This window comes from Prevotella dentalis DSM 3688 (genome assembly GCF_000242335.1).
In the GTDB taxonomy this organism is placed as follows: domain Bacteria; phylum Bacteroidota; class Bacteroidia; order Bacteroidales; family Bacteroidaceae; genus Prevotella; species Prevotella seregens.
In genome coordinates this window covers 955,884-976,755 of sequence record NC_019968.1, presented here as the reverse complement: position 1 = coordinate 976,755, position 20,872 = coordinate 955,884, and the positions used below count along the sequence as shown (strand labels likewise).

Sequence of the window (20,872 nt, the reverse complement as noted above, 5' to 3'; positions counted from 1 at the left end):
CTTATTTTAAAACTTCTTAGTACTTTTGTGCGCTCGGAACCATCAATCCACGTTTCTTATGGCAGGCCTTTACATCCATATTCCTTTCTGTGCAAGCCGCTGCATCTACTGCGGCTTCTACTCCACCACGCTCCCCGGGCTGCGCGACCGCTATGTAGAGGCTTTGTGCCGCGAGATGGAGCTGCGCCCCGAACGCCCCGAGCTCTCCACAATCTACCTCGGCGGCGGCACGCCAAGCCAGCTCACGCCCGCCCAACTCGACCGATTGTTCTCCTATATATATAAGGTGTACCCTGTGCGAGCTGGCGCCGAGGTGACGATGGAGTGCAATCCCGACGATATTCCGGAGGGGCTACCCCGCCATCTGCCCGTCAACCGGGTGAGCATGGGGGCCCAGACTTTCGACGACGGACGGCTGCACTTCCTCCGTCGACGCCACACGGCGACCGAGGTGGACCGGGCAGTCGATGCCCTGCGCCGGCAGGGCATCAACAATATCAGCATCGATCTGATGTTCGGATTTCCGGGAGAGACCCTGGACGACTGGCAACACGACCTCACTCATGCCCTGCACTTGCAGCCCGAGCACCTGTCGGCCTACAGCTTGATGTACGAGGAGGGCACGCCGCTCCACGGGTTGTTGGCGAAAAAGAAAGTGGAAGAAATCAGCGAGGAACTGAGCCTCACCATGTACGACACGCTTGTCGACCGGCTCACCGCCGCCGGCTACGAGCACTACGAAATCAGCAATTTCGCCCGGCCGGGCTTCCGCAGCCGCCACAATTCGAGCTACTGGCAGGGCGTTCCCTACATCGGGCTGGGGGCTGCGGCCCACTCCTATGCCATCGACACCCGCCAATGGAACGTGGCCGACGTGCTGCAATACATCCGTGCCATCGAACAAGGCCGGCTGCCCAGCGAAACCGAGCAGCTGGACGACAATACGAAATACGACGAATTGGTCATGACCCGCCTGCGCACCAGCGAGGGCATTGCCCTCGAAGAGCTCGCCCCCGCCTACCGAGACTACCTGCTCCGAAACGCGCAAGACTATTTGAACCGCAGCCTGCTCCGTCTCGAAGACGGACGGCTACGCCTCACCCGCGCCGGCATCAGCATCAGCAACACCGTCATGAGCAACCTGATGCACGACTAACCACGCCCCACCATCTGCTCCAGTCCCTCAATGCCCTGCTCCTGATACACGCGGTAGAAGTGCCGTTTGATGTCGGCATTGATGTCCACAATGCTCCGCTTGCCCGTCACGTAGGGCTTCACAAACATGGTCAGCACGAAGGCCGCCGCGCCTACGCCCAGCCCAGCCAGCAAGTTGACCATCTCGTTGTGCAGCCATCCGGCATTCATAAAGCCCACTGTCGCCGCCACGGGCAGGACAAACAGCAACCAGTCGCCGGCCGTGTTCATCTTTCCATTGTTCTCGCGCTCCTCGCGCAGCTGCAACGGTGCACAGCGCAACAGCTGGGCTTCATGGGCCCGCCAATAAGTCTCGAACTCGCCATCAAATTGTTTGTCCATCGTTGTCGTCTCTTGGGTTTTCTGATGTTCTGCCCGCAAAGATAGGAAAAATTTAAGTAACTTTGCAGCCCAAAAGACCAAAATACAGGATATGCAAGACCAATTCTCCCGCACCCGCATGCTGCTGGGTCAGCCCGCCATGGACACGCTCGGCCGTGCACGGGTGGCCGTCTTCGGCGTGGGCGGCGTGGGCGGCTATGCCGTCGAGGCACTGGCACGCAGCGGTGTGGGCGGTCTCACCCTTGTCGACAACGACCGCGTGTGCCTCTCCAACCTGAACCGGCAGCTCCATGCCCTGCTCTCCACCGTGGGCAAATACAAGGTAGACGTGGCCGCCGACCGTGTGCACGACATCAATCCCCACTGCATCGTTTGCAAATGCCAGATGTTCTACCTGCCGCAGAATGCCAATTCCATCGACCTCTCGCAGTTCGACTACGTGGCCGACTGCATCGACACAGTGTCGGCCAAGCTCGAACTCATCCGTCGTTGCCACGAGCTCCACGTGCCCATCATCTCGAGTATGGGCGCCGCCAACAAGCTCGACCCCACGGGATTCCGTGTCACCGACATCAACAAGACACAGATGGACCCGCTGGCCAAGGTCATTCGCAAGAAGCTGCGCAAGCTCGGCATCCCACGCCTCAAGGTGGTCTACAGCGAGGAGGAGCCGCTCACGCCCATCCATGACGAGGCCGACTCCTGCCCATCACCCTGCAACTGCCCCGAAAAAGACCTGCCAATGGGCAGCGGCCGCCGCAGCATTCCGGCCAGCAATGCTTTTGTTCCCGCCGCCGCCGGCCTCATCGTCGCCGGCGAAGTGGTGAAAGACCTGCTCCGGCAGGCGGGAACAATGCGGGGATGACGAGTAAGGAGTTAGGGAGTTAAATCCTTAACTCCCTAACTCCACTGTCAAAATCTACCTGTCCTTAATCGCCACATACGCCTTCGGCGTGAGGATATTCTTGTAGGCGGGGCGGATGATGCGCCGGCTCTCGAAGTTGAGTTCCTCGATGCGGTGGGCCGTCCAGCCCACAATGCGGGCCATGGCAAAGATAGGCGTATAGATTTCCTGCGGCAATCCAATCATCTCATAGATAAAGCCGCTGTAGAAATCGAGGTTGGCACAGATGGGTTTCTTCGACTGCCGGAAGGCCGACACGCACTTCACGCCCTCCTCCTCGATGAGTTTCAAGAACTCGTATTCCTTTTCGCGTCCTTTCTCACGGGCCAGTTCGCCGGCGAGCCGCTTCAGTTCTTCGGCGCGCGGGTCGCTCACCGTGTAGACGGCATGGCCGATGCCATAGATGAGTCCCGACTTGTCGTAGGCCTCTTTGTTGAGCATGCGCAACAGGTAGGTGTCTATCTCGTCTATGTTGGTCCAGTCGGAGATGGCCTCTTTCAGGTGGTGGAACATGTTGATGGCCTTGATATTGGCACCGCCGTGGAGCGGACCTTTCAGCGAACCGATGCCCGCAGCAATGCTCGAATAGGTGTCGGTGCGGGTCGAAGAGGTGACGCGCACGGTGAACGTCGAGTTGTTACCGCCGCCGTGCTCGGCCTGGATGATGAGCAACAGGTCGAGCATGCGTGCGTCCAGTTCCGTGTAGTTGCCCTCCTTGAGCATGTAGAGGAAGTTCTCGGCAATGGTCTTGTTCTCGCGAGGATGGCGTATGTTCAGGCTGCGGCCCTGCACCGTGTGCCGGTAAATGTTGTAAGCGTAGGCAATGATGGTGGGAAACCGGGCGATGAGCTCGATGGACTGGCGCATCAGGTTGTCGCGCGAGATGTCGTCGGGATTGGGGTCAAAGGTGTACATCTCCAGCACGCAGCGTGCCAGAATGTTCATGATGTTCGAGCCTTCCAGGTCTATGATGTGCACGATGGTGCGGTGGTCGAGCGGCATGTTCTCGTTGATGAGCTCCTCAAAGGCCGCCAGCTCCTCCTGGTCGGGCAGCTTGCCCGAGAGCACCAGATAGGCAATCTCCTCAAAGCCGAACCGTTTCTCCTGCAACAGCGGCGACACCAGCGTGTCCAATTCGTAGCCGCGGTAGTAGAGTTGTCCGCGGCAGGGCTGCAGCTTGCCGTCGTCGTCGCGTTCGTAACCCACCACGTTGCCGATGTTGGTCAGGCCCACCAGCACGCCGGAGCCGTCGTCATTGCGCAGTCCGCGCTTCACGCCGTACTGCTGAAAAGCCTCACGTGGTATCTTGCACGAGTTCTTCACCTCGTCGCTCAGTTTGTAAATCAGATATTCTTTCTTCATTGTCGGTTCGATGTTTTACGAGGAGTGAAGGAGGGATGGAGGGATGGAGTTAAGACATTTATCTTCACTCCATCACTCCTTACTCCCCCTAACTCCTTTAAATCCTTAACTCCAAAGTTCAACGCTCCATGGAGGAGAAGTTCAGTGCAGAGCCTGCCCTGAACCAGTTGATTTGCGTCTCGTTGTACGTGTGGGCGGCTTTCAGCCGCTCCTGCGAGCCGTCACGGTGGTGCAGCGTCACGTCGAGGAGCGAGCCCGGGGCCATGTCGGCCAGCCCCGTCACGTCGATGCGGTCGTCCTCCTGCACGCGGTCGTAGTCGGCCTTGTCCACAAAGGTGAGGGCCAGCATGCCCTGTTTCTTCAGGTTGGTCTCGTGGATGCGGGCGAAGCTCTTGGCCAGGATGACGCGCACGTTGAGGTAGCGCGGCTCCATGGCCGCGTGCTCGCGCGAGGATCCCTCGCCATAGTTGTCCTCGGCCACCACGATACTCGGCATGGCATGGGCCTTGTAGTCCTTGGCTGCGGCCGACACCTCTTTATATTGTCCGTCCAATTGGTCCTTCACCCGGTTGCTCTCGCCGTTGAAAGCATTCACCGCCCCCATGAGCAGATTGTCCGAAATGTTCTGCAGATGCCCGCGGAACCTGAGCCACGGGCCGGCCATCGAGATATGGTCGGTGGTGCACTTGCCCTGCGTCTTGATGAGCAGCGGCATGCCCACAAGCTCTTTCCCGTCCCAGGGGGCAAAGGGTTCGAGGCGTTGCAACCGGTTGGAGTCCGGGGCTATCTCCACGGCGATGTCGCGATGGTCGCCCGACGGCCTGATGAAGAGCCCCTCCCGTTCCAGCACCTCCACGCCCGTGAGCGTCTCGTCGGCCCCGGCACGGAAGCCGCGTGGCGGGAAGTCGAAGCCTCGCGGTTCGTCGAGCATCACGCTGTGGCCCGCCTCATCGGTCAGCGCATCGGTGGCGGGATTGAAGTCCAGCCGGCCGGCAATGGCCTGTGCCACCGTGATTTCGGGCGACCCGATGAAGGCGTAGGTGTTGGGATTGCCGTCGGCCCGCCGGCGGAAGTTGCGGTTGAACGAGGTCACGATGGCGTTCTTGCGCTCCGCATCATCGGTGTGCCGCTTCCACTGCCCGATGCAGGGGCCGCAGGCATTGGTCATGATGAGGGCGCCGATGCGCCTGAAGTCGTCGAGCAGTCCGTCGCGCTCGGCCGTGTAGCGTATCTGTTCCGACCCGGGATTGATGATGAGCTGCCCACGCACGGGGATGTGCTTCTCGGCTGCCTGACGGGCCACCGAGGCGGCACGGGCCAGATCTTGGTACGACGAGTTGGTGCACGAGCCCACCAGCCCCACCTCCACCGTCATGGGGTATCCGGCTGCCGGGCCCTTGGCCTTCATCTGCGAGAGGGGCGTGGCGGCGTCGGGCGTGAAAGGGCCGTTCAGATGAGGCTCCACCTCCGAGAGGTCGATGTGGATCACGCGGTCGTAGAAGCGTTCGGGATTGGCCGTCACGGCCTCGTCGGCCCGCAGCTCGTCGGCCACCCCACACGCCATCGTGGCAATCTCCTGGCGGTCGGTGCGCCGCAGGTATTCCCCGGTGTTGTCGTCGAAGGGAAAGAGCGAGCACGTGGCTCCCAGCTCGGCGCCCATGTTGCAGATGGTGGCGCGGCCCGTGGCCGAGAGCGTCTGCACGCCCTCGCCGAAGTATTCGAGTATGGCGTTCGTGCCACCTTTCACGGTGAGCATGCCCAGTATTTTCAGTATCACGTCCTTGGGCGCGGCCCAGCCCGAGAGGCGGCCCGTGAGACGCACGCCGATGAGCCGTGGCATCCTGAGCTCCCAGGGCTGCGCCGTGAGCACGTCGACGGCATCGGCGCCACCCACGCCCACGGCCACCATGCCCAGGCCGCCGGCATTGGGCGTATGGGAATCCGTGCCCACCATCATGCCGCCGGGGAAGGCGTAGTTCTCGAGCACCACCTGATGGATGATGCCCGCTCCGGGCGCCCAGAAGCCGATGCGGTACTTGGCCGACACCGAGCGCAGGAAGTCGTAAACCTCCCGATTCTGCCTGCGGGCCGCGGGCAGGTCGTGCTCCGCCCCCTCGTCGGCCAGTATCAGGTGGTCGCAATGCACGCTGGCGGGCACGGCCACGCGGTCCTTGCCCGCGTTCATGAACTGTAACAGGGCCATCTGCGCCGTGGCGTCCTGCATGGCCACGCGGTCGGGCCGGAAGTTTACATAGGCCTCGCCCCGGCTGAAGGGGCGCAGCTCCCGGGGGTCGTAGAGATGGGCGTACAGCACTTTCTCGGCATAGGTCAGCGGGCGACGCAATGCCTGACGGGCGGCCTCCACCCGACTGGCGTAGCTGGCATAGAAATGCCGCAACATGTCTCGGTCCAGTATCATCTTGTCCTACTTAAATGTTTAATGCTTTGCAAAAGTACGAAAAATAATCCAAATTGTTACCGCTAACGGGAAATATTTATCAATTTGCAAGCACTTTTTAGATTTATCCAAGTTTTAAGCAACTTCTCCCGCCCGGTCTCCGCATAGGTTTCACGCCGCCGTCGCATCGAAAAAACCGGGCGCGCCGCCGCGCATCTGCCGTTTTTTTCGTAAGTTTGTCGCCGTAATCGCATGCCTCCCATCGCGCGGAGGCTTCACTCCAAAACAAAAAGAAGATGAACGACAAGACAACCTCACCGCTGCGGCGGCTCCTTGCCGCCCTCCCGCTGCTGTGTGCCACGCTCGCGGCCTCGGCCCAGACGGCCGTGGTCTGGCAGATAGACACCACACGTGCCGAGCAGACCATCCGCCACTTCGGGGCCTCCGACGCCTGGAGCATGCAGTTTGTGGGCCTGTGGCCCCAGGCCCAGCAGGAGCAGATAGCCGACTGGCTCTTCTCCACCGACAACGACGCCACGGGCCGTCCGCGGGGCATCGGCCTCTCGGTGTGGCGGTTCAACCTGGGCGCGGGCAGTGCCGAACAGGGCGATTCGTCCCAGATTCAGCCCGCCACGCGCACCGAATGCTTCCTCACGCCACAGGGCACCTACGACTGGACGCGGCAGCCGGGGCAACGCCGCTTCCTGCAGCTGGCCCGCCGGCGCGGCGTGCCCCACTTCCTGGCTTTCCTCAACTCCGCCCCCGTCTACTTCACCCGCAACGGCCTCGCCACCAACACCGGGCGCGGCGGCACCATCAACCTGCGCGACGACTGCTACGACAGCGTGGCGCGGTTTGCCGCCACCGTGATGCGCGAACTGGAGCGGCGCGAGGGCGTCCACTTCGATTACTTCTGCCCGGTGAACGAGCCCGACGGCAGCTGGAACTGGCTCGGGCCCAAGCAGGAGGGCTCGCCCGCCACCAACCGCGAGGTGGTACGCCTGGCCCGCGCCATCGGCAAGGAGTTCCAGCAGCAGGGCGTCTCCACGGCTGTCATGGTCGATGAGAGCTGCGACCTGCGTTGCCTGCTCGGCATCCACGACACCGACTGGACGCGGGGCCACGCCATCCGCAGCTTCTTCTCGCCCGACTCCACGGCCACCTACCTGGGCAACACGCCGGCGGTGCCCCGCATCATCAACGCCCACAGCTACTGGACCAACACGCCCGTAGCGTTCATGCGCCAAATCCGCGAGCAGCTGCGCGACACGCTGCGCCGCTACAACGTAGCCTATTGGCAGACCGAACTCTGCATCATGAGCAACGACAACGAGATTGGCGGAGGCGCATTCTACGACTACTCCATGCGCACCGCGCTCTACGTGGCCCGCGTCATCCACCACGATCTGGTGTATGGCAACGCCGAGAGCTGGTCGTGGTGGCGCGCCCTGGGCGGCGACTACCGCGACGGACTCATCCGCGTGCTCAGCACCGACGGCTGGCGCACGGGCAAGGCCCTGCCCGGCAAGCTCATGTGGACACTGGGCAACTACAGCCGTTTCGTGCGGCCGGGGGCCGTGCGTTACGACATGACGGCACGCGACGCCACGGGCCAACGCGTGACCGACGGCGACTCCGACCCGTACGGCGTCATGGTCTCGGCCTACCGCAACACCGACGGACGCTGGGCGGTGGTGGCCATCAACTACAGCGAAGCCGCCCGCCCGTTCACCCTCTCGGGCGTGGGCCGGCGGCAATGGAAGATGTATCGCACGAGCGACGTCGAGGGCGAGAGCCTGACACCCGTGGGCCAAACCGACGGCTCCACGGTGCTCGAGCCCCAGTCGGTCACCACGTTCGTGGCCGACTGAGGCTGGCGGATGAGCCGACAAACACCTTTCTGGCCGTGCCGTCGGCCGTGCGCAGGATGTTCAGGCCGCGCTGCATGCGCTCCAGCCTCACGCCGGCGGCATTGTAGATGCCCGTCACGGCAGCCGCGCCGGCCGGCACATCCACCGACTCCAGGCCGGTGGCGACCACCTTGTTCACCCGGCAGTCGGCCAGCAGATACTCGCTGAAGCCGCCCTCACTCACCAGCTTGACAACATAATTGCCCGCTACCTTCACCGTGAAGGGCAGCACGACGGGCTGTGCGCCACTGATGTCGGCCGTGCGGTTGCCGTCGGCATTGGGCGCGGCCGTACAGTCGGGCGACAGGAAAAGCTGCTGCCCCGCGAGGCTCTCCACGGCCACCCGGTAGTGCGGCACACCTTTCCAGGCGGCCACGGCCAGCGTGAGCTCGTAGCGGCCCGGGGCCAGCGCGAGGCGGTATGCGGGCTGACGGCCGTAGGCCGCACTGCCCACCCGCCAGTAAAGGGCCTTGCCCTGCCAGCCGGTGAAGCCCACCATCGTGCGCGCCCCACTGCCGTAGATGTTGGGATATTCGTGCAGCTCGCCGCCCTGGTCGGTCTGCCAGCCCTCGGGCAGCGCGCCGGCGGCCGTGGCCGAGAAGTCGAGCCGATAGACGGCCGTGGTGTCGCGGAAGAGCGGAATGAGCGTCACGTTGTCGTCGGGCATGACAAACGACTGGCCGTCGATGGTCACATCGCCGTGCACCAGCTCCCAGCCCGCAAGCTCATAACCGGCTGCGGGCTCGGCCTGCAGCGTCACCGTCTGCCCCTCGGCAGCCGTGGCTGTGCTGGCCGTGGCCGTGCCGTGGGCCGACGGGCGCAGCGTCACGGCAAACGTTTCGGCCGGGGTACCGGCCGGAGTGCAGGTCACTTGGTCGATGTACATGGCCCGGCCGTCCACATTGTTCAGCAGCAACCGATTCTCGCCGGCCGTGAACGCGGCCGTAAGGGTGGCCCTGCCCCAGGCGCCGGCAGCCGTCCGCGGACAGTCGAGCGTCTGCCCCACGCCGTTCACCGACACGGTGAGGCGGGCGTCGCCGTCGGGCGACTGGTATCTCACGCCAACCGCATAGTCACCGCCACGCTCCGTCCGTACCGTGTGGCGCAGGCAGCCGCGCGGGCTGGTGCCCATGTCCATGAACCCGTTGCCAGCATGTCCGCGCACCTGGGGATAGGCGTTGTAGGGGTCGAGCACACAGCTCTTGATTTGCTGCCAGTCCATGTCTTCGGCCTCGACCACGAGCTCGCCCGTCTGCGGCGCGGGCTGGCGGGGCAGGTCGAGACTAAGCCGCGTGCTGTCCAGCACGTCGGTGCGGCGGCCGTCGGCCTCGCCCCGGCACACGATGCGCAGGTCTACCGGGCCGTTGTGCCTCACCTCGACGGTGTACGTGCCCTGCGCGGCATCCCATCCGAGGGCGGTCTCCGCCTGGGCCTCGGCCCGGACATTCACCGTGCAGGAGGGCTCGGCCGTGACGCCGGTCACCACGATGCGGTCGGTCACCAGCGCGGCACTGTCCGACCGGTAATTGTTCAAATAGACGTCGATATGGCCGGCATACTCCTTGATGACGCCGCTGCCGAGCTTGCCGTAGGTGAGCTGCAGCGACGCGCAACTGTTGTATTGCAGGGGGATGACGGCCGTGGCCGTGGTCTTGCCGTTCAGATAGGAGTAGGGTGTGTAGGTGACAAGCTGGTTGCGGAAGCGCGACACGAACAGGTCGCCCCGGCTCGTCTCGGCATAGTTGGCGTCGAACTCGGCCACCTTGGAGGCCTCCGAGGGCCAGCGCGAGGCGGCGGCCGACTTGCTGACCTGCACGGGAATGGCGCGTGCCAAGTCGTCGTAGAGGCCCGGCACCACGGGAATCACGCCGTAACGGCCCGTGCGCTTCAGGTAGAATCCGTTCTCCATCCACTGCCCGCGGCCGCGGTTCATCGGGTCGTCCTGCTTGTAAAGGCCGTCGTAGAGACTGCCCCAGGCGGCATACTTGTCCTCGTCGCTGCCGGTGGCGAGGTCGTTCACCACGGCAATCTTCGTGCGGCCCACCACGTCGGCCCGGGTGGGAATGGTCAGCGTGCCGTCGATGACCTTGCGAAACAGGTCGATCCACGCATTGCGAAACCCTGGGAACGTGCCCCAGTTGCGGTGCGTGAAGCCCTTGACGGTGGAGTTTCGCAGGTTCTGGAAGTCCTCCGTCCAGATGAGTTCCGGGCCGTCCCACACGGCACCGCCGTTGATACCCGTCTGCTCCATCACCGTGCCGATGCCGGCCGCCACGGGATAGGTGCAGCCGTGGCCGCGTCCCAGCACCTCGTCGAGCGACCCGTTCCATCCGCAATTGTCGTAGCGCACGCCATAGTTGGCGGCCAGCCCGGCGATGAACGGGCCGATGGTCACGCTCTCGTTGTTGTAGAAACACGACGAGGTGGTGTATTTATAGAGCCACAAAATGGCCTCGGGATAGGCCTTGCAGGCGGCCAAGAGGTCGGCGTTGCGCTTCATCATGCCCATGGGATTGAGCGGATGCGACCAGATGTTGCCGCAGAAGCTCACCGTGAGGAAGCCGCCGTAGCGGTGCGCCATCTCCACCAGGCGGGCAAAGAGAGCCAGTCGCGTGGCCTGCGGACTGGAGCTTTTGTCGCCCGGTTCGTCGAAGCCCCAGAACTGTTCGGCATAGTTCCAGCCCAGGAAGTTGGGGTAGCGTCGGTAGAAATACTCGAAGGTCTCCAGGTCGTTGTCCTGTATGTGGGTGTGTCCGCCGCTGGCAGGCTGACACGTGAACCACAGGCGGTTGGCCTGGCAGACCGTTGCCCACGACTTGTACGTGCGTATGGCGTTCTGCGGCATCTTGTACACTCGCCGCGCGGTGTCGTACTGGCACGAGAGCGACAGGTTCATGCACACGTAGGGTTTGACGTCTTCGGGTATCAGGTCGATGATTTTCTGCGGGTCGGCTTTGTTCCAAACGTCGATGTGAACCAGCCACAACGGGTGGCGGGCATCAATGGGACGCCGCTCCTGGGCCGGCAGCAAGAGGGCGGCCATAAGCAGGAGTAGCACGAGCGGGAGTCGGTGGAGCATCGGTCTGTTCATTGTTCTTGGTCTTAGGTTTTGGTGCAAAGTTAGTCAAAAGACGGCATTCCTGCTTTTCGTTTTGTGCCAGATGTTTTTCATTCCATCGCTTTTTCGTGCGGACATCACGGCGTAATCGCGTCGCCATTACGCCGCAATCGCCCTGCGTCCGCGGTGCAATCGCCCCGCGATTACGGTGTTGCCGCGGGGCGATAAGCGGGCATTGAACACAACCCACACGGATGCGCGCGGATGCTGTGCGGGATTTTTTAGACAGAACAACATATTGGACAGATGGCTGCGCGAGGGTGTTTCTCACAGATTTCACGGATTTCACAGATGCTGCGCGGTGTTTTTGTTAATGTGTTTCACTGGTTGCCCAGATACCAATTCGCCCGCGCAGCATCTGTGAAATCCGTGGAATCTGTGAGAAACTTCCTTGAGCTGCATCTGTGGAATCCGTGAAATCTGTGAGAAAATCCCCAAAACATCCATGCCCTTGCGGGCATACGGCATTATCACCACAACAGAATCTATGGACATTGACCACTATTTCAGCAACGCGTAATAGTGCGCCAGCACCTCAACGGCCGGTCGTTTCAGTTTGATAATGGGGTCGATGAAATAGAATTGCTCGCCATTGGTCAGCACGTTGTCACCGTCGGCAGACACGTCGGTGACGGCCAAATAATCGTTTCCATAAAAATATCGGTTCTCGGGTACCAGCCCAAGACCTTGCGTGAGATAACGGTCTATCTCCTTTTGAGCGGGAACACCATACTGGTCCGGGACGTAGGCCTGGGTCAGAATAATGCGCACACCGTCCACATCATCACTGATACCTTTGAAATCATAACGGGTATTGGGAAAAAGAATATTGTGTATCAGATGCTCGTAGATGGCATCCTGAGCGTGCATTTGCTTGATGGTGGACTTGGCAAATGGGTTTCGCACTTTCACCACGTACTCGCCGTGCTCTTCAAGATAGACGATACTCTCACCCGACGGCAGACGTTTTCGGTCTCCAAAAAGTGCCCAGTCATCGCGTGGAATATAAAGGCCATGAGCTTTTGCAACGGCTATCAGCCGCGCGCCCTCCGCCTCTTGCGCTGCAGTTCGCGTGCTTTGCTCGTAATCTCCATATTGTTCAGCGGATACCCCAACCTCGAACACTCCAATATGGCTTCGGCTGCAATCTGCCTCACGCCTTGTTTCAAGCTCTGCACGTACAGGAGGGCATTCTGTCCGTTTCTTAAAGAAAGCATTGACAATCGTTCTTCCATAATTCCACATAATGGCTTTGATTACGGTGCAAAGTTAAGCGATTCTTTTGAGATAACGCAGTATTACTGACAAATAAATCCATTCGCCGCCCCCTGCCCTACCCTTTGTTGGACCAGTACACGCCGAGCAGGATGAGGGCGGAACCCAAGCAAGCAAGCCACGTCATCGACTCGCCGAGCACCAAGGCCGAGAACACCACTGTGGAAATGGGGTTCAGATAGATGTAGTTGCTGGCGTGGAGGGCACCTATCTTCTTGCTCACGAGGCTCCAAAGGGCGAAGCACCCGAAGCTGGCCACCAGCCCCAGGAACAGCAGGTTACCCCACACCACGGGGCGGACGAAGCCCTCCAGTGGAAACTGCCATGGCCGCACGGCAAACAAGGGCAGCACTGTGACGAGCCCATAGAAGAACACCTTGCGCGTGACGAACACCGCACCGTAGCCGCCCAGCCGACGCAACAGCAGACTGTAGACGGCCCAGCACAGGGCCGCCGAGAGGGCCAGCAGGTCGCCCAAGGGGTTGAGTTTGAGCAGGAAATGCCCGTTGAACACCACCAAGGCCACGCCCAGCGTGGCCGCCACCGAGCCCATGACGAGCGGACGAGTGGCCCGGACGCTGCGCAGCAGGGCCAGGGCGAGCAGCGTGGTGAGCAGCGGCGCGGTGCAGACAATGAACGAAACGTTGTTCACATAGTCGATGCGAACGGCCTCGTTCTCGGTGACGAAATAGAGAGAACCGCCTGTCATGCCGAGCAGCACGAGCTGCAGCTCGTCGCGCAGACTGTCGGCCCAGAGGCGGCGGGGCGAGATGAACCAGATGCAGAGGTAGGCAAAGAGAAAGCGGAGGGCGAAGATCTCGTGGGCCTGGAGGCCGTGCTGCAACAGCACCTTGGAGTTGACGAACGTGCATCCCCAGATGAGCACCACGAGGGCACCCACAACATGATAGCCCAGATGGCTGCGGACGGTTGACGGATTCATGGCTGCAAAATTAGCAAAATCCCGGCAAAGGGCGGCGGTTTCCCATGTAAAAGGCCACCCCGCGGAGCCGAAAAGCGGACGACAAACGGCTCAGCCCTCGGCCGACCGCCGATAGGCCATGGGCGTCTGGCCGGTCATGCGCTTGAAAAACTTGCCGAAAAAGCTCATGCCGGGGAAGCAGAGCTCGTCGGCAATCTGCTTGAGGGGCTTGGATGTGTGGCGCAGATCCACCTTGATGGCCGTGAGCAGGGCCTCGTCTATCCACGCCTTGGCGCCGCGGCCGCTCACTTGCCTGACGAGCGTGCTCATGTAGCGGGGCGAGAGGCACAGCCGCGAGGCATAGAAATCGAGGGTGTGCTCGCGGCGGGCATAGGCGTTGACCAGGGCGATGAAACGGGCAAACAGCTGCTGCTCGCGGCTCTGGGCGGCCTGGTCGCCGGGGGCGTGACGCTGATAGAGGCTGTCCACGTACCACCAGAAAGCGGAAGCCATGCCCAGAAACACCTGCGGACTGCAGTCGTCCTGCTGGAGCGTGTCGTAGAGCAAGGAGACAAACTGGGAGAAACAGGCCTGTTCGGCGGCCGACAGCGATAGGCGGAAGCTGCGCAGATGGCCGTCGAGCGCGGGCGGAATGGCATTGCCCAAGGCCAGCCCGAAGACTTCGTCGCTCATGACGACGCCCTCGCCCGCAACATCGTCGGACAGGCCACGGACGTGGGCCGTGGAGTTGCGGCCCAGAAAGAACAGGTCGCCCGCCTGCAGGTCTACGGGCAACAGATTGATGACCGGGTGGGCATGGCCCTGCCGGACGAGCACCACGCGCATCTCCTCGAGCAGGGAGGGGTGGTCCGTCAGATGGCGCGTCACGCTGGTAATCATGTGTTTCGCCACAGCCACGTGGCGGTTCACGTAGGCGTGAATCTCCTGATTCAGATCCGCATCGGCTGTGTCGGCGGCCTCGAGAAGCAGCGAACGCATCTGGAGCAGCGAAAGACGGCGGAGCTCTTTTTCTTTCATATAACAAGGTATTATCCGACGCAAAGATAATCATTCCGCCCGTATCGTGGACGAAAAAACTGGAAAATCGTACAAAAAGCACATCTTCCCGCACAAGAAGACAACAGCCGTTCCGGGCAAAGTGCCTACCTTTACACCACGAACAGAAAACAAAAACTATCATGACTCCCCACAAACCCTCCGCCCGCCTCCTGCTGGCCACGCTCTGCCTGGCCGCCCTGCTGCCCGCGCGGGCCCAGACACTGGAGCAGTGCCACGAGGCCGCCGAGCGCAACTATCCGCTCATCAAGCGGTATGCCCTCGCAGAGCAGACGGCCGGGCTCACCGTGGCCAACATCGAAAAAGGGTGGTTGCCCCAAGTGTCGGCCTATGCACAGGGCACCGTCCAGAACCGTGTGGTGACGTTGCCAGAGGCCATGACCCGGCTGATGACCAGCCAAGGCATGCAGGCGGACGGCCTGGCGAAGACACAATATAAGATAGGTGTGGACGTGGCGCAGACCCTCTACGACGGCGGCCGCATGCGCGGACAGAAGTCTGTGGCCCGCCGCCGGCAGACCGTGGACGAGGCGCAGAACCGCGTGGGACTCTACGCCGTGCGCCAACGCGTGGACGATCTCTACTTCGGGCTGCTGTTGCTCGACGAAAAACGGCAGCTGAACCTCGACCTGCAACGGCTGCTCACGAGCAGCGAGCGGCAGTTGGCGGCCATGGTGCGGGCCGGCACGGCGGCCACGAGCGACCTCGACGCGGTGCGGGCCGAGCGCATCGGAGCCCGCCAACAGGCCGTGGAGCTGGAGACGCAACAGGCGGCCCTGCGGCAGATGCTGGCCCTCTTCACCGGCCTCGACATCGGCAGCCTTTCGCGACCCGAGGCCGGCACGGCCGCCGGCACCCCCGACGCTGCCGACTGCCACCGCCCGGAACTGCTGCTCACCGAGGCCCGGCTGTCGCTGCTCGACGCCCGGCAGCGGGCCCTCGACACCCAGCTGCGCCCCGCACTCGCGGCTTTTGCCCAGGGCTACTACGGCTATCCGGGCCTCGACATGTATCGCGACATCATGCGGCGCACGCCCAGCCTGAACGCGCTGGTAGGCGTGAAGCTGAGCTGGAACATCGGGGCCCTCTACACTCGGCGTAACGATCGCGCCCGTTTGGGGCTGGAACGGCAGACAGCCGAGAACGACCGCGAGCTGTTTCTCTTCAACAACCGGCTGGAAGCCACCCGGCAACAGGCCGACATTGACAAGTACCGGCGGCTGCAGGAACAGGACGACGAAATCATCCGGCTGCGCACCGACGTGCGTCGGGCGGCCGAGTCGAAGCTGGCCCACGGCATCATCGACGTAAACAACCTCGTCCGCGAGATCAACGCCGAGAACCAGGCGCGCCTCCAACGCTCCATCCACGAGCTCGAGATGCTGCGCGAAATCTATCGCTTGCGCCACACGCTGAACCCGTGACACACCTTGCATTTGTCCTAACTCCCTCACTCCTTCACTCCATAACTCACCCAATATGGCAAAAGACTGCCATTTGTCTTAACTCCATAACTCCTTTAACTCCATAACTCCCACCCCTTAACTTCATAACTCCAAAAGAAAAATGAAAACTCCCCTCCCCCTCATAGCCGCCCTCATCCTCGTCGGTTGCGGCAACACAGAGACCCGGAACACGGCCTCGGGCACGTTCGAGGCCACCGAGACCACCGTGTCGGCCGAAGAGAGCGGCCGCCTGCTCGCCCTTGATATTGCCGAAGGCCAGGAACTGACCATGGGACAGACGGCGGGGCTGGTAGACACCATGCCCCTGCACCTCCGGCTGCAACAGCTGCGTGCCGTGCGCCAAGTGTACGGGGCGCAGCGGCCCGACGTGACGGCCCAGCTGGCCGCCCTGCGCCAACAACTGGCCAAAGCCCGGCAGGAACAGCGGCGATACACCGAGCTCGTGGCCGACGGCGCCGCCCCGCGCAAGCTGCTCGACGACGCAAACAGCCAGGTGCTGGTGCTGGAACGCCAGATTGCCGCCCAAGCCTCGGCACTGGGCACACAGACGGCCACGCTGGCCCGACAGCAGCAGACCACCGACGCCGAAGAGGCACAGCTGCGCGACTGCATCGCCCGCTGCCGCATCACCGCCCCGCTGCAGGGCACCGTGCTGGAGAAATATGCCGAGCGCGGCGAGGTGACGACGGCCGGAAAGCCCCTCTTCAAGATGGCCGACACCCGACGGATGACGCTGCGTGCCTATCTCACCTCGGCACAGCTGGCCGCCGTGAAACTGGGACAGAAGGTGACAGTGACCACCGACTACGGCGACCAAAAGCCCAGACGCTATGCCGGCACCGTGACCTGGATTTCGGACAAGAGCGAGTTCACGCCCAAAACCATCCTCACCGACGACGAGAGGGCCGACCTGGTGTATGCCGTGAAGGTTGCCGTGAGGAACGACGGGTATGTCAAAATAGGGATGTACGGCCATGTGGAGCTCGCCCCCAAACCGTAGCGGCATGGAACAGGCAGCCATAGAAATCAGCCATGTATCCAAGGTCTACGGCGCAGTGCAGGCCCTGGACGACGTGTCGCTCAAGGTGAAGCCTGGCGAAATGTTCGGGCTCATCGGCCCCGACGGGTCGGGCAAGACCACGCTCTTCCGCATCATCGCCACGCTGCTGCTGCCCGACGGCGGACAGGCCACGGTGGAGGGGCACGACAGCCGGCGGCAGCCGGGGGCCATACGGCGGGTGACGGGCTACATGCCCGGCCGCTTCTCGCTCTACGAAGACCTCACGGTGGAGGAGAACCTGGACTTCTTTGCCACCCTCTTCGGCACCACCGTGGCCCAGGGATACGACAGCATTCGCGCCATATACGGCCAGATAGAGCCCTTCCGCCAGCGGCGGGCGGGAGCCCTTTCGGGCGGCATGAAGCAGAAGTTGGCCCTGAGTTGCGCGCTGGTGCACCGGCCGCGCGTGCTGCTGCTCGACGAGCCCACCACGGGTGTGGACCCCGTGAGCCGCAAGGAACTGTGGGACATGCTCGCCACGCTGCGCCGCCAAGGCATCACCATCGTGGCCGCCACGCCCTATCTGGACGAGATAAGACGCTGCGACAGAGTGGCTTATCTGGACCACGGCCGCGTGGCCGGCACGGGCACACCCGAGGAAATACTCAACCGGTTCAAGGCGGTGTTCGACCCCGACCCGCTGCCCGCCACGACGCGCGGCGACGGGGAAGAGGCGGTCATCGAGGTGGAGCATCTGGTGAAAGCCTTTGGAAACTTCAGGGCCGTGGACGACATTTCGTTCAGCGTGCAGCAGGGCGAAATCTTCGGATTCCTCGGCGCCAACGGGGCCGGCAAGAGCACGGCCATGCACATGCTCACGGGATTGAGCCAGCCCACGGCGGGCCGCGGCCGCGTGATGGGCTATGACGTGGCCACGGAGTACGAGCAAATCAAACGAAACATTGGCTACATGAGCCAGCGCTTCTCGCTCTACGAGGACATGACCGTGGCCGAGAACCTGAGGCTCTTTGGCGGCATTTACGGCATGAACGACCGGGACATCCGGGAGCGCACGGGGCTGGTGCTGCACGAACTGGGCATGGAAGCACAGCGCGACACCATCGTGAAGGCCATACCGCTGGGCTGGAAACAGAAGCTGGCCTTCTCGGTGAGCATCTTCCATGAGCCGGGCATCGTGTTCCTCGACGAGCCTACGGGCGGCGTGGACGCGGCCACACGCCGGCAGTTCTGGCTGCTCATCCGCCAGGCTGCCCGGCGCAACATCACCATCTTTGTGACCACCCACTACATGGACGAGGCCGAATACTGCGACCGTATCTCCATCATGGTGGATGGAAAAATCAGTGCCATGGGCCCGCCCGACGAGCTGAAACGCCGGCTCGGGCTTGCAACCATGGACGAAATATTCACCCATTTGGCACGAAAAGCCCGGCGCACATGAAAACATTTCTCTCTTTTGTCCGCAAGGAAAGCCGCCACATCCTGCGCGACCGGCGCACGATGCTCATCCTCTTCGGCATGCCCACGGTGATGATGCTGCTCTTTGGCTTTGCCATCCGCACCGATGTGAAGAACGTGCGCACCGTGGTGGTGACGGCTTCGATGGACGGACTCACGCGCCGGGCCGTGGCGGCGCTCGACGCCTCGGACTATTTCACCATCGTGGGCACGGCTCCCACGGGGGCCGACGCCGAGCGCATGATGCGGCGGCAACAGGCCGACCTGGCCATCGCCTTTGCCCCACGGCTGGCCAGCCACGCCTACGACCGTGGCGCCATCCAGATACTCACCGACGCAGCCGACCCCAACATGGGGCAGCTCTATGCCAGCTATGCCCAGAGCATCGTGGTGCCCGTGGTGGCAGCGGCCGCGCAACGGGGCCGCGGGGGCACGACAAGAGAGGTCGTGGCCACGACCATGCTCTACAATCCGCAGCTGCGCTCGGCCTACAACTTCGTGCCCGGCATCATGGGCATGCTGCTCATGCTGGTGTGTGCACTGATGACTTCGGTGAGCATCGCCCGCGAAAAGGAGCGCGGTACCATGGAGGTGCTGCTCGTGTCGCCCGTGCGCCCCATCGTCATCATCCTGGCCAAGGCCGTACCCTACATGGCCTTGGCCGTCCTTATCCTCGTCGCCATCCTGACGATGAGCTACTTCGTGCTCGACGTGCCGCTGGCGGGCTCGGTGGGATGGATAGTCGTGGTATCGCTGGTCTACATCCTGCTGTCGCTCTCACTCGGGCTGCTCATCAGCACCGTAGCCGAGTCTCAGCTGGTGGCGCTGCTGGTGTCGGCCGTGGTATTGCTCATGCCCGTCATCATACTTTCGGGCCTAATATTCCCCGTAGAGAGCATGCCGGAGGTGCTGCAATGGGCTTCGTGCGTGGTGCCGGCCCGCTGGTACATCGCCGCCATGCGCAAGTTGATGATTATGGGAGTGGGTGTAGGCGACGTGATGCGCGAGCTCTGCGTCCTCGGCCTTATGGCCGCCGCTGTCCTCGGACTAGCCCTGGGCAAGTTCAAGACGCGGCTGCAATAGTCGTTCACCAAGAAAATGGGCAAGTTATGATACTGAAACATCTGATACGCAAGGAGTTCATCCAGATGGGGCGCAACCCTTTCCTCCTCAGGCTCATCCTGCTATACCCCATCGTCATCGTGTGCGTGATGCCGTGGGTGATGAGCATGGAGGTGCGCAACATCGGCGTGACGGTGGTCGATAACGACCGCTCCACCACAAGCCGGCGGCTCATCCATCGCATCGAGGCCAGCAACTACTTTGTGTTCAAGGGACAGGCCGACACCTACGCCGACGGTCTGAAACGCATGGAACGCGGCCAGACCGACATCGTGTTGGAGGTGCCGCCACGCTATGAACGCGGCCTCGTCGACGGGAGGCAGCCGCAGATACACGTGGCGGCCAATGCCGGCAACGCCACCAAAGGCGGAATGGGGGCCGCCTATCTCTCGCAAATTGTGACGGCCAACCTGAGGGCAACGCCGTCGGAGGAGCAGTTGCGCGTGTCGGTGATCGACCTGTACAACCCTCATTTGAGCTATAAAGTGTTCATGATTCCGGCCCTCATGGGGCTGTTGATGATGATGCTTTGCGGATTTCTGCCGGCCCTGAACATCGTGGGCGAAAAGGAAACGGGCACCATAGAGCAGATGAATGTGACGCCGGTCAGGAAGTGGGAGTTCATCCTGGCCAAGCTGGTGCCCTACTGGCTGGTGGGTATGGTGGCCATGACCACAGCCCTCGTGCTGGCGTGGCTGGTCTATGGCATTGGCTGTCAGGGGCCGTTGGGGCTGGCCTATCTCGTGGCGTTGCTGCTGGCTTTATTCTTCAGCGGGCTGGGGCTCATCGTGAGCAACTACAGCGACAACATGCAGCAGGCGGTGTTTGTCATGTGGTTTATGGTGGTGGTCATGATGTTGATGAGCGGCATGTTCACGCCGGTGGCCTCCATGCCGGCCTGGGCACAGGTCATCGTGAGGGCCAACCCGATGCACTATTTCATGGATGCCATCCGAACAGTGTACGTGAGGGGTGGCGGCTTCGCCAGTGTCGCCCGCCAAATTTTCGCCCTCGCTGCCTTTGCCGGGGTGATGAACGTGTGGGCGGTGGCAAGTTATCGGAAGAATCGCTGACAAGTCGCGCTTTGTCCGCAAAACTTTGTATCTTTCCTCTATAAAACCGAAAATAAAAGCCCTTCCAGGTAACTCAAACACCCGGAGTTCGCCACCTCGTTCCATATTGGTTGCGTACAGGCCCGTCTCCAGGCCTGCATAAACGATAATGATACTTTCCTCTTCGAGCTCCGGGCTCACACTGGGTTCCATCGCCGGCCATGTCGTGGGTTAATTTGCAAAGCGAGGTC

The 20,872-nt window shown here is 62.2% G+C and carries 15 protein-coding genes; 8 read left to right on the top strand and 7 right to left on the bottom strand.

What is annotated here, in order from left to right; all coding sequences use genetic code 11:
* Positions 1-58: 58 nt before the first annotated feature.
* Positions 59-1,156, top strand: a complete 1,098-nt coding sequence (gene hemW, locus PREDE_RS11085) for a radical SAM family heme chaperone HemW (protein ID WP_005847701.1) — start codon at positions 59-61, stop codon at positions 1,154-1,156.
* On the opposite strand, the gene PREDE_RS11080 is transcribed toward hemW, so the two are convergent.
* The gene (locus PREDE_RS11080) at positions 1,153-1,536 is read right to left on the bottom strand and encodes a hypothetical protein (RefSeq protein ID WP_015310495.1); all 384 of its coding nucleotides are present in this window, start codon (positions 1,534-1,536) and stop codon (positions 1,153-1,155) included. The genes hemW and PREDE_RS11080 overlap by 4 nt on opposite strands.
* 91 nt (positions 1,537-1,627) lie before the next feature.
* Here PREDE_RS11080 and PREDE_RS11075 point away from each other — a divergent pair, with 91 nt between their 5' ends.
* Complete coding sequence (locus PREDE_RS11075; protein ID WP_005847705.1) at positions 1,628-2,401, top strand: tRNA threonylcarbamoyladenosine dehydratase; 774 nt, start codon at positions 1,628-1,630, stop codon at positions 2,399-2,401.
* A 54-nt stretch (positions 2,402-2,455) separates the two neighbouring features.
* Here PREDE_RS11075 and PREDE_RS11070 read toward each other — a convergent pair whose 3' ends face one another.
* Together PREDE_RS11070 and PREDE_RS11065 are read right to left on the bottom strand one after the other, a co-directional pair.
* Positions 2,456-3,802 carry a citrate/2-methylcitrate synthase gene (locus tag PREDE_RS11070; protein ID WP_005847707.1) on the bottom strand — a complete coding sequence of 449 codons (1,347 nt, stop codon included), beginning with the start codon at positions 3,800-3,802 and terminating at the stop codon, positions 2,456-2,458.
* A gap of 118 nt (positions 3,803-3,920) precedes the next feature.
* Positions 3,921-6,221 (bottom strand): aconitate hydratase, encoded by a 2,301-nt coding sequence (locus PREDE_RS11065; protein WP_005847709.1) that lies wholly within the window; start codon positions 6,219-6,221, stop codon positions 3,921-3,923.
* Positions 6,222-6,496: 275 nt separating this feature from the next.
* Between PREDE_RS11065 and PREDE_RS11060 the strand changes: the two genes are divergently transcribed.
* Positions 6,497-8,071 carry a glycoside hydrolase gene (locus tag PREDE_RS11060; RefSeq protein ID WP_005847710.1) on the top strand — a complete coding sequence of 525 codons (1,575 nt, stop codon included), beginning with the start codon at positions 6,497-6,499 and terminating at the stop codon, positions 8,069-8,071.
* Here PREDE_RS11060 and PREDE_RS11055 read toward each other — a convergent pair.
* From PREDE_RS11055 to PREDE_RS11025, 4 genes are all read right to left on the bottom strand, one after another.
* Positions 8,049-11,201, bottom strand: coding sequence for a glycoside hydrolase family 98 domain-containing protein (locus tag PREDE_RS11055; protein ID WP_005847712.1), 3,153 nt, complete (start codon positions 11,199-11,201; stop codon positions 8,049-8,051). The genes PREDE_RS11060 and PREDE_RS11055 overlap by 23 nt on opposite strands.
* A gap of 528 nt (positions 11,202-11,729) precedes the next feature.
* Positions 11,730-12,473 (bottom strand): putative polyvalent protein kinase domain-containing protein, encoded by a 744-nt coding sequence (locus tag PREDE_RS14100; protein ID WP_015310493.1) that lies wholly within the window; start codon positions 12,471-12,473, stop codon positions 11,730-11,732.
* A gap of 88 nt (positions 12,474-12,561) precedes the next feature.
* Entirely contained in the window at positions 12,562-13,446 is an 885-nt protein-coding gene (locus PREDE_RS11030) for a DMT family transporter (RefSeq protein WP_005847717.1), read from the bottom strand.
* 90 nt (positions 13,447-13,536) lie between these two features.
* Positions 13,537-14,463: an AraC family transcriptional regulator gene (locus PREDE_RS11025; protein WP_005847719.1), complete on the bottom strand. Its 927-nt coding sequence runs from the start codon at positions 14,461-14,463 to the stop codon at positions 13,537-13,539.
* Between the two features lie 161 nt (positions 14,464-14,624).
* On the opposite strand from PREDE_RS11025, the gene PREDE_RS11020 reads away from it, so the two are divergent.
* The 5 genes from PREDE_RS11020 to PREDE_RS11000 all read left to right on the top strand — a co-directional run bounded on the left by PREDE_RS11020 (position 14,625) and on the right by PREDE_RS11000 (position 20,642).
* The gene (locus PREDE_RS11020; RefSeq protein ID WP_005847721.1) at positions 14,625-15,926 is read left to right on the top strand and encodes a TolC family protein; all 1,302 of its coding nucleotides are present in this window, start codon (positions 14,625-14,627) and stop codon (positions 15,924-15,926) included.
* 142 nt (positions 15,927-16,068) lie between these two features.
* Positions 16,069-16,968 carry an HlyD family secretion protein gene (locus tag PREDE_RS11015; RefSeq protein ID WP_005847723.1) on the top strand — a complete coding sequence of 300 codons (900 nt, stop codon included), beginning with the start codon at positions 16,069-16,071 and terminating at the stop codon, positions 16,966-16,968.
* Positions 16,969-16,972: 4 nt separating this feature from the next.
* Positions 16,973-18,430: an ATP-binding cassette domain-containing protein gene (locus tag PREDE_RS11010; RefSeq protein ID WP_005847725.1), complete on the top strand. Its 1,458-nt coding sequence runs from the start codon at positions 16,973-16,975 to the stop codon at positions 18,428-18,430.
* Positions 18,427-19,530: an ABC transporter permease gene (locus PREDE_RS11005; RefSeq protein WP_005847726.1), complete on the top strand. Its 1,104-nt coding sequence runs from the start codon at positions 18,427-18,429 to the stop codon at positions 19,528-19,530. Before PREDE_RS11010 ends, PREDE_RS11005 begins: the two co-directional genes overlap by 4 nt.
* A 26-nt stretch (positions 19,531-19,556) precedes the next feature.
* The gene (locus PREDE_RS11000; protein WP_005847728.1) at positions 19,557-20,642 is read left to right on the top strand and encodes an ABC transporter permease; all 1,086 of its coding nucleotides are present in this window, start codon (positions 19,557-19,559) and stop codon (positions 20,640-20,642) included.
* The last annotated feature ends 230 nt before the right edge of the window (positions 20,643-20,872 follow it).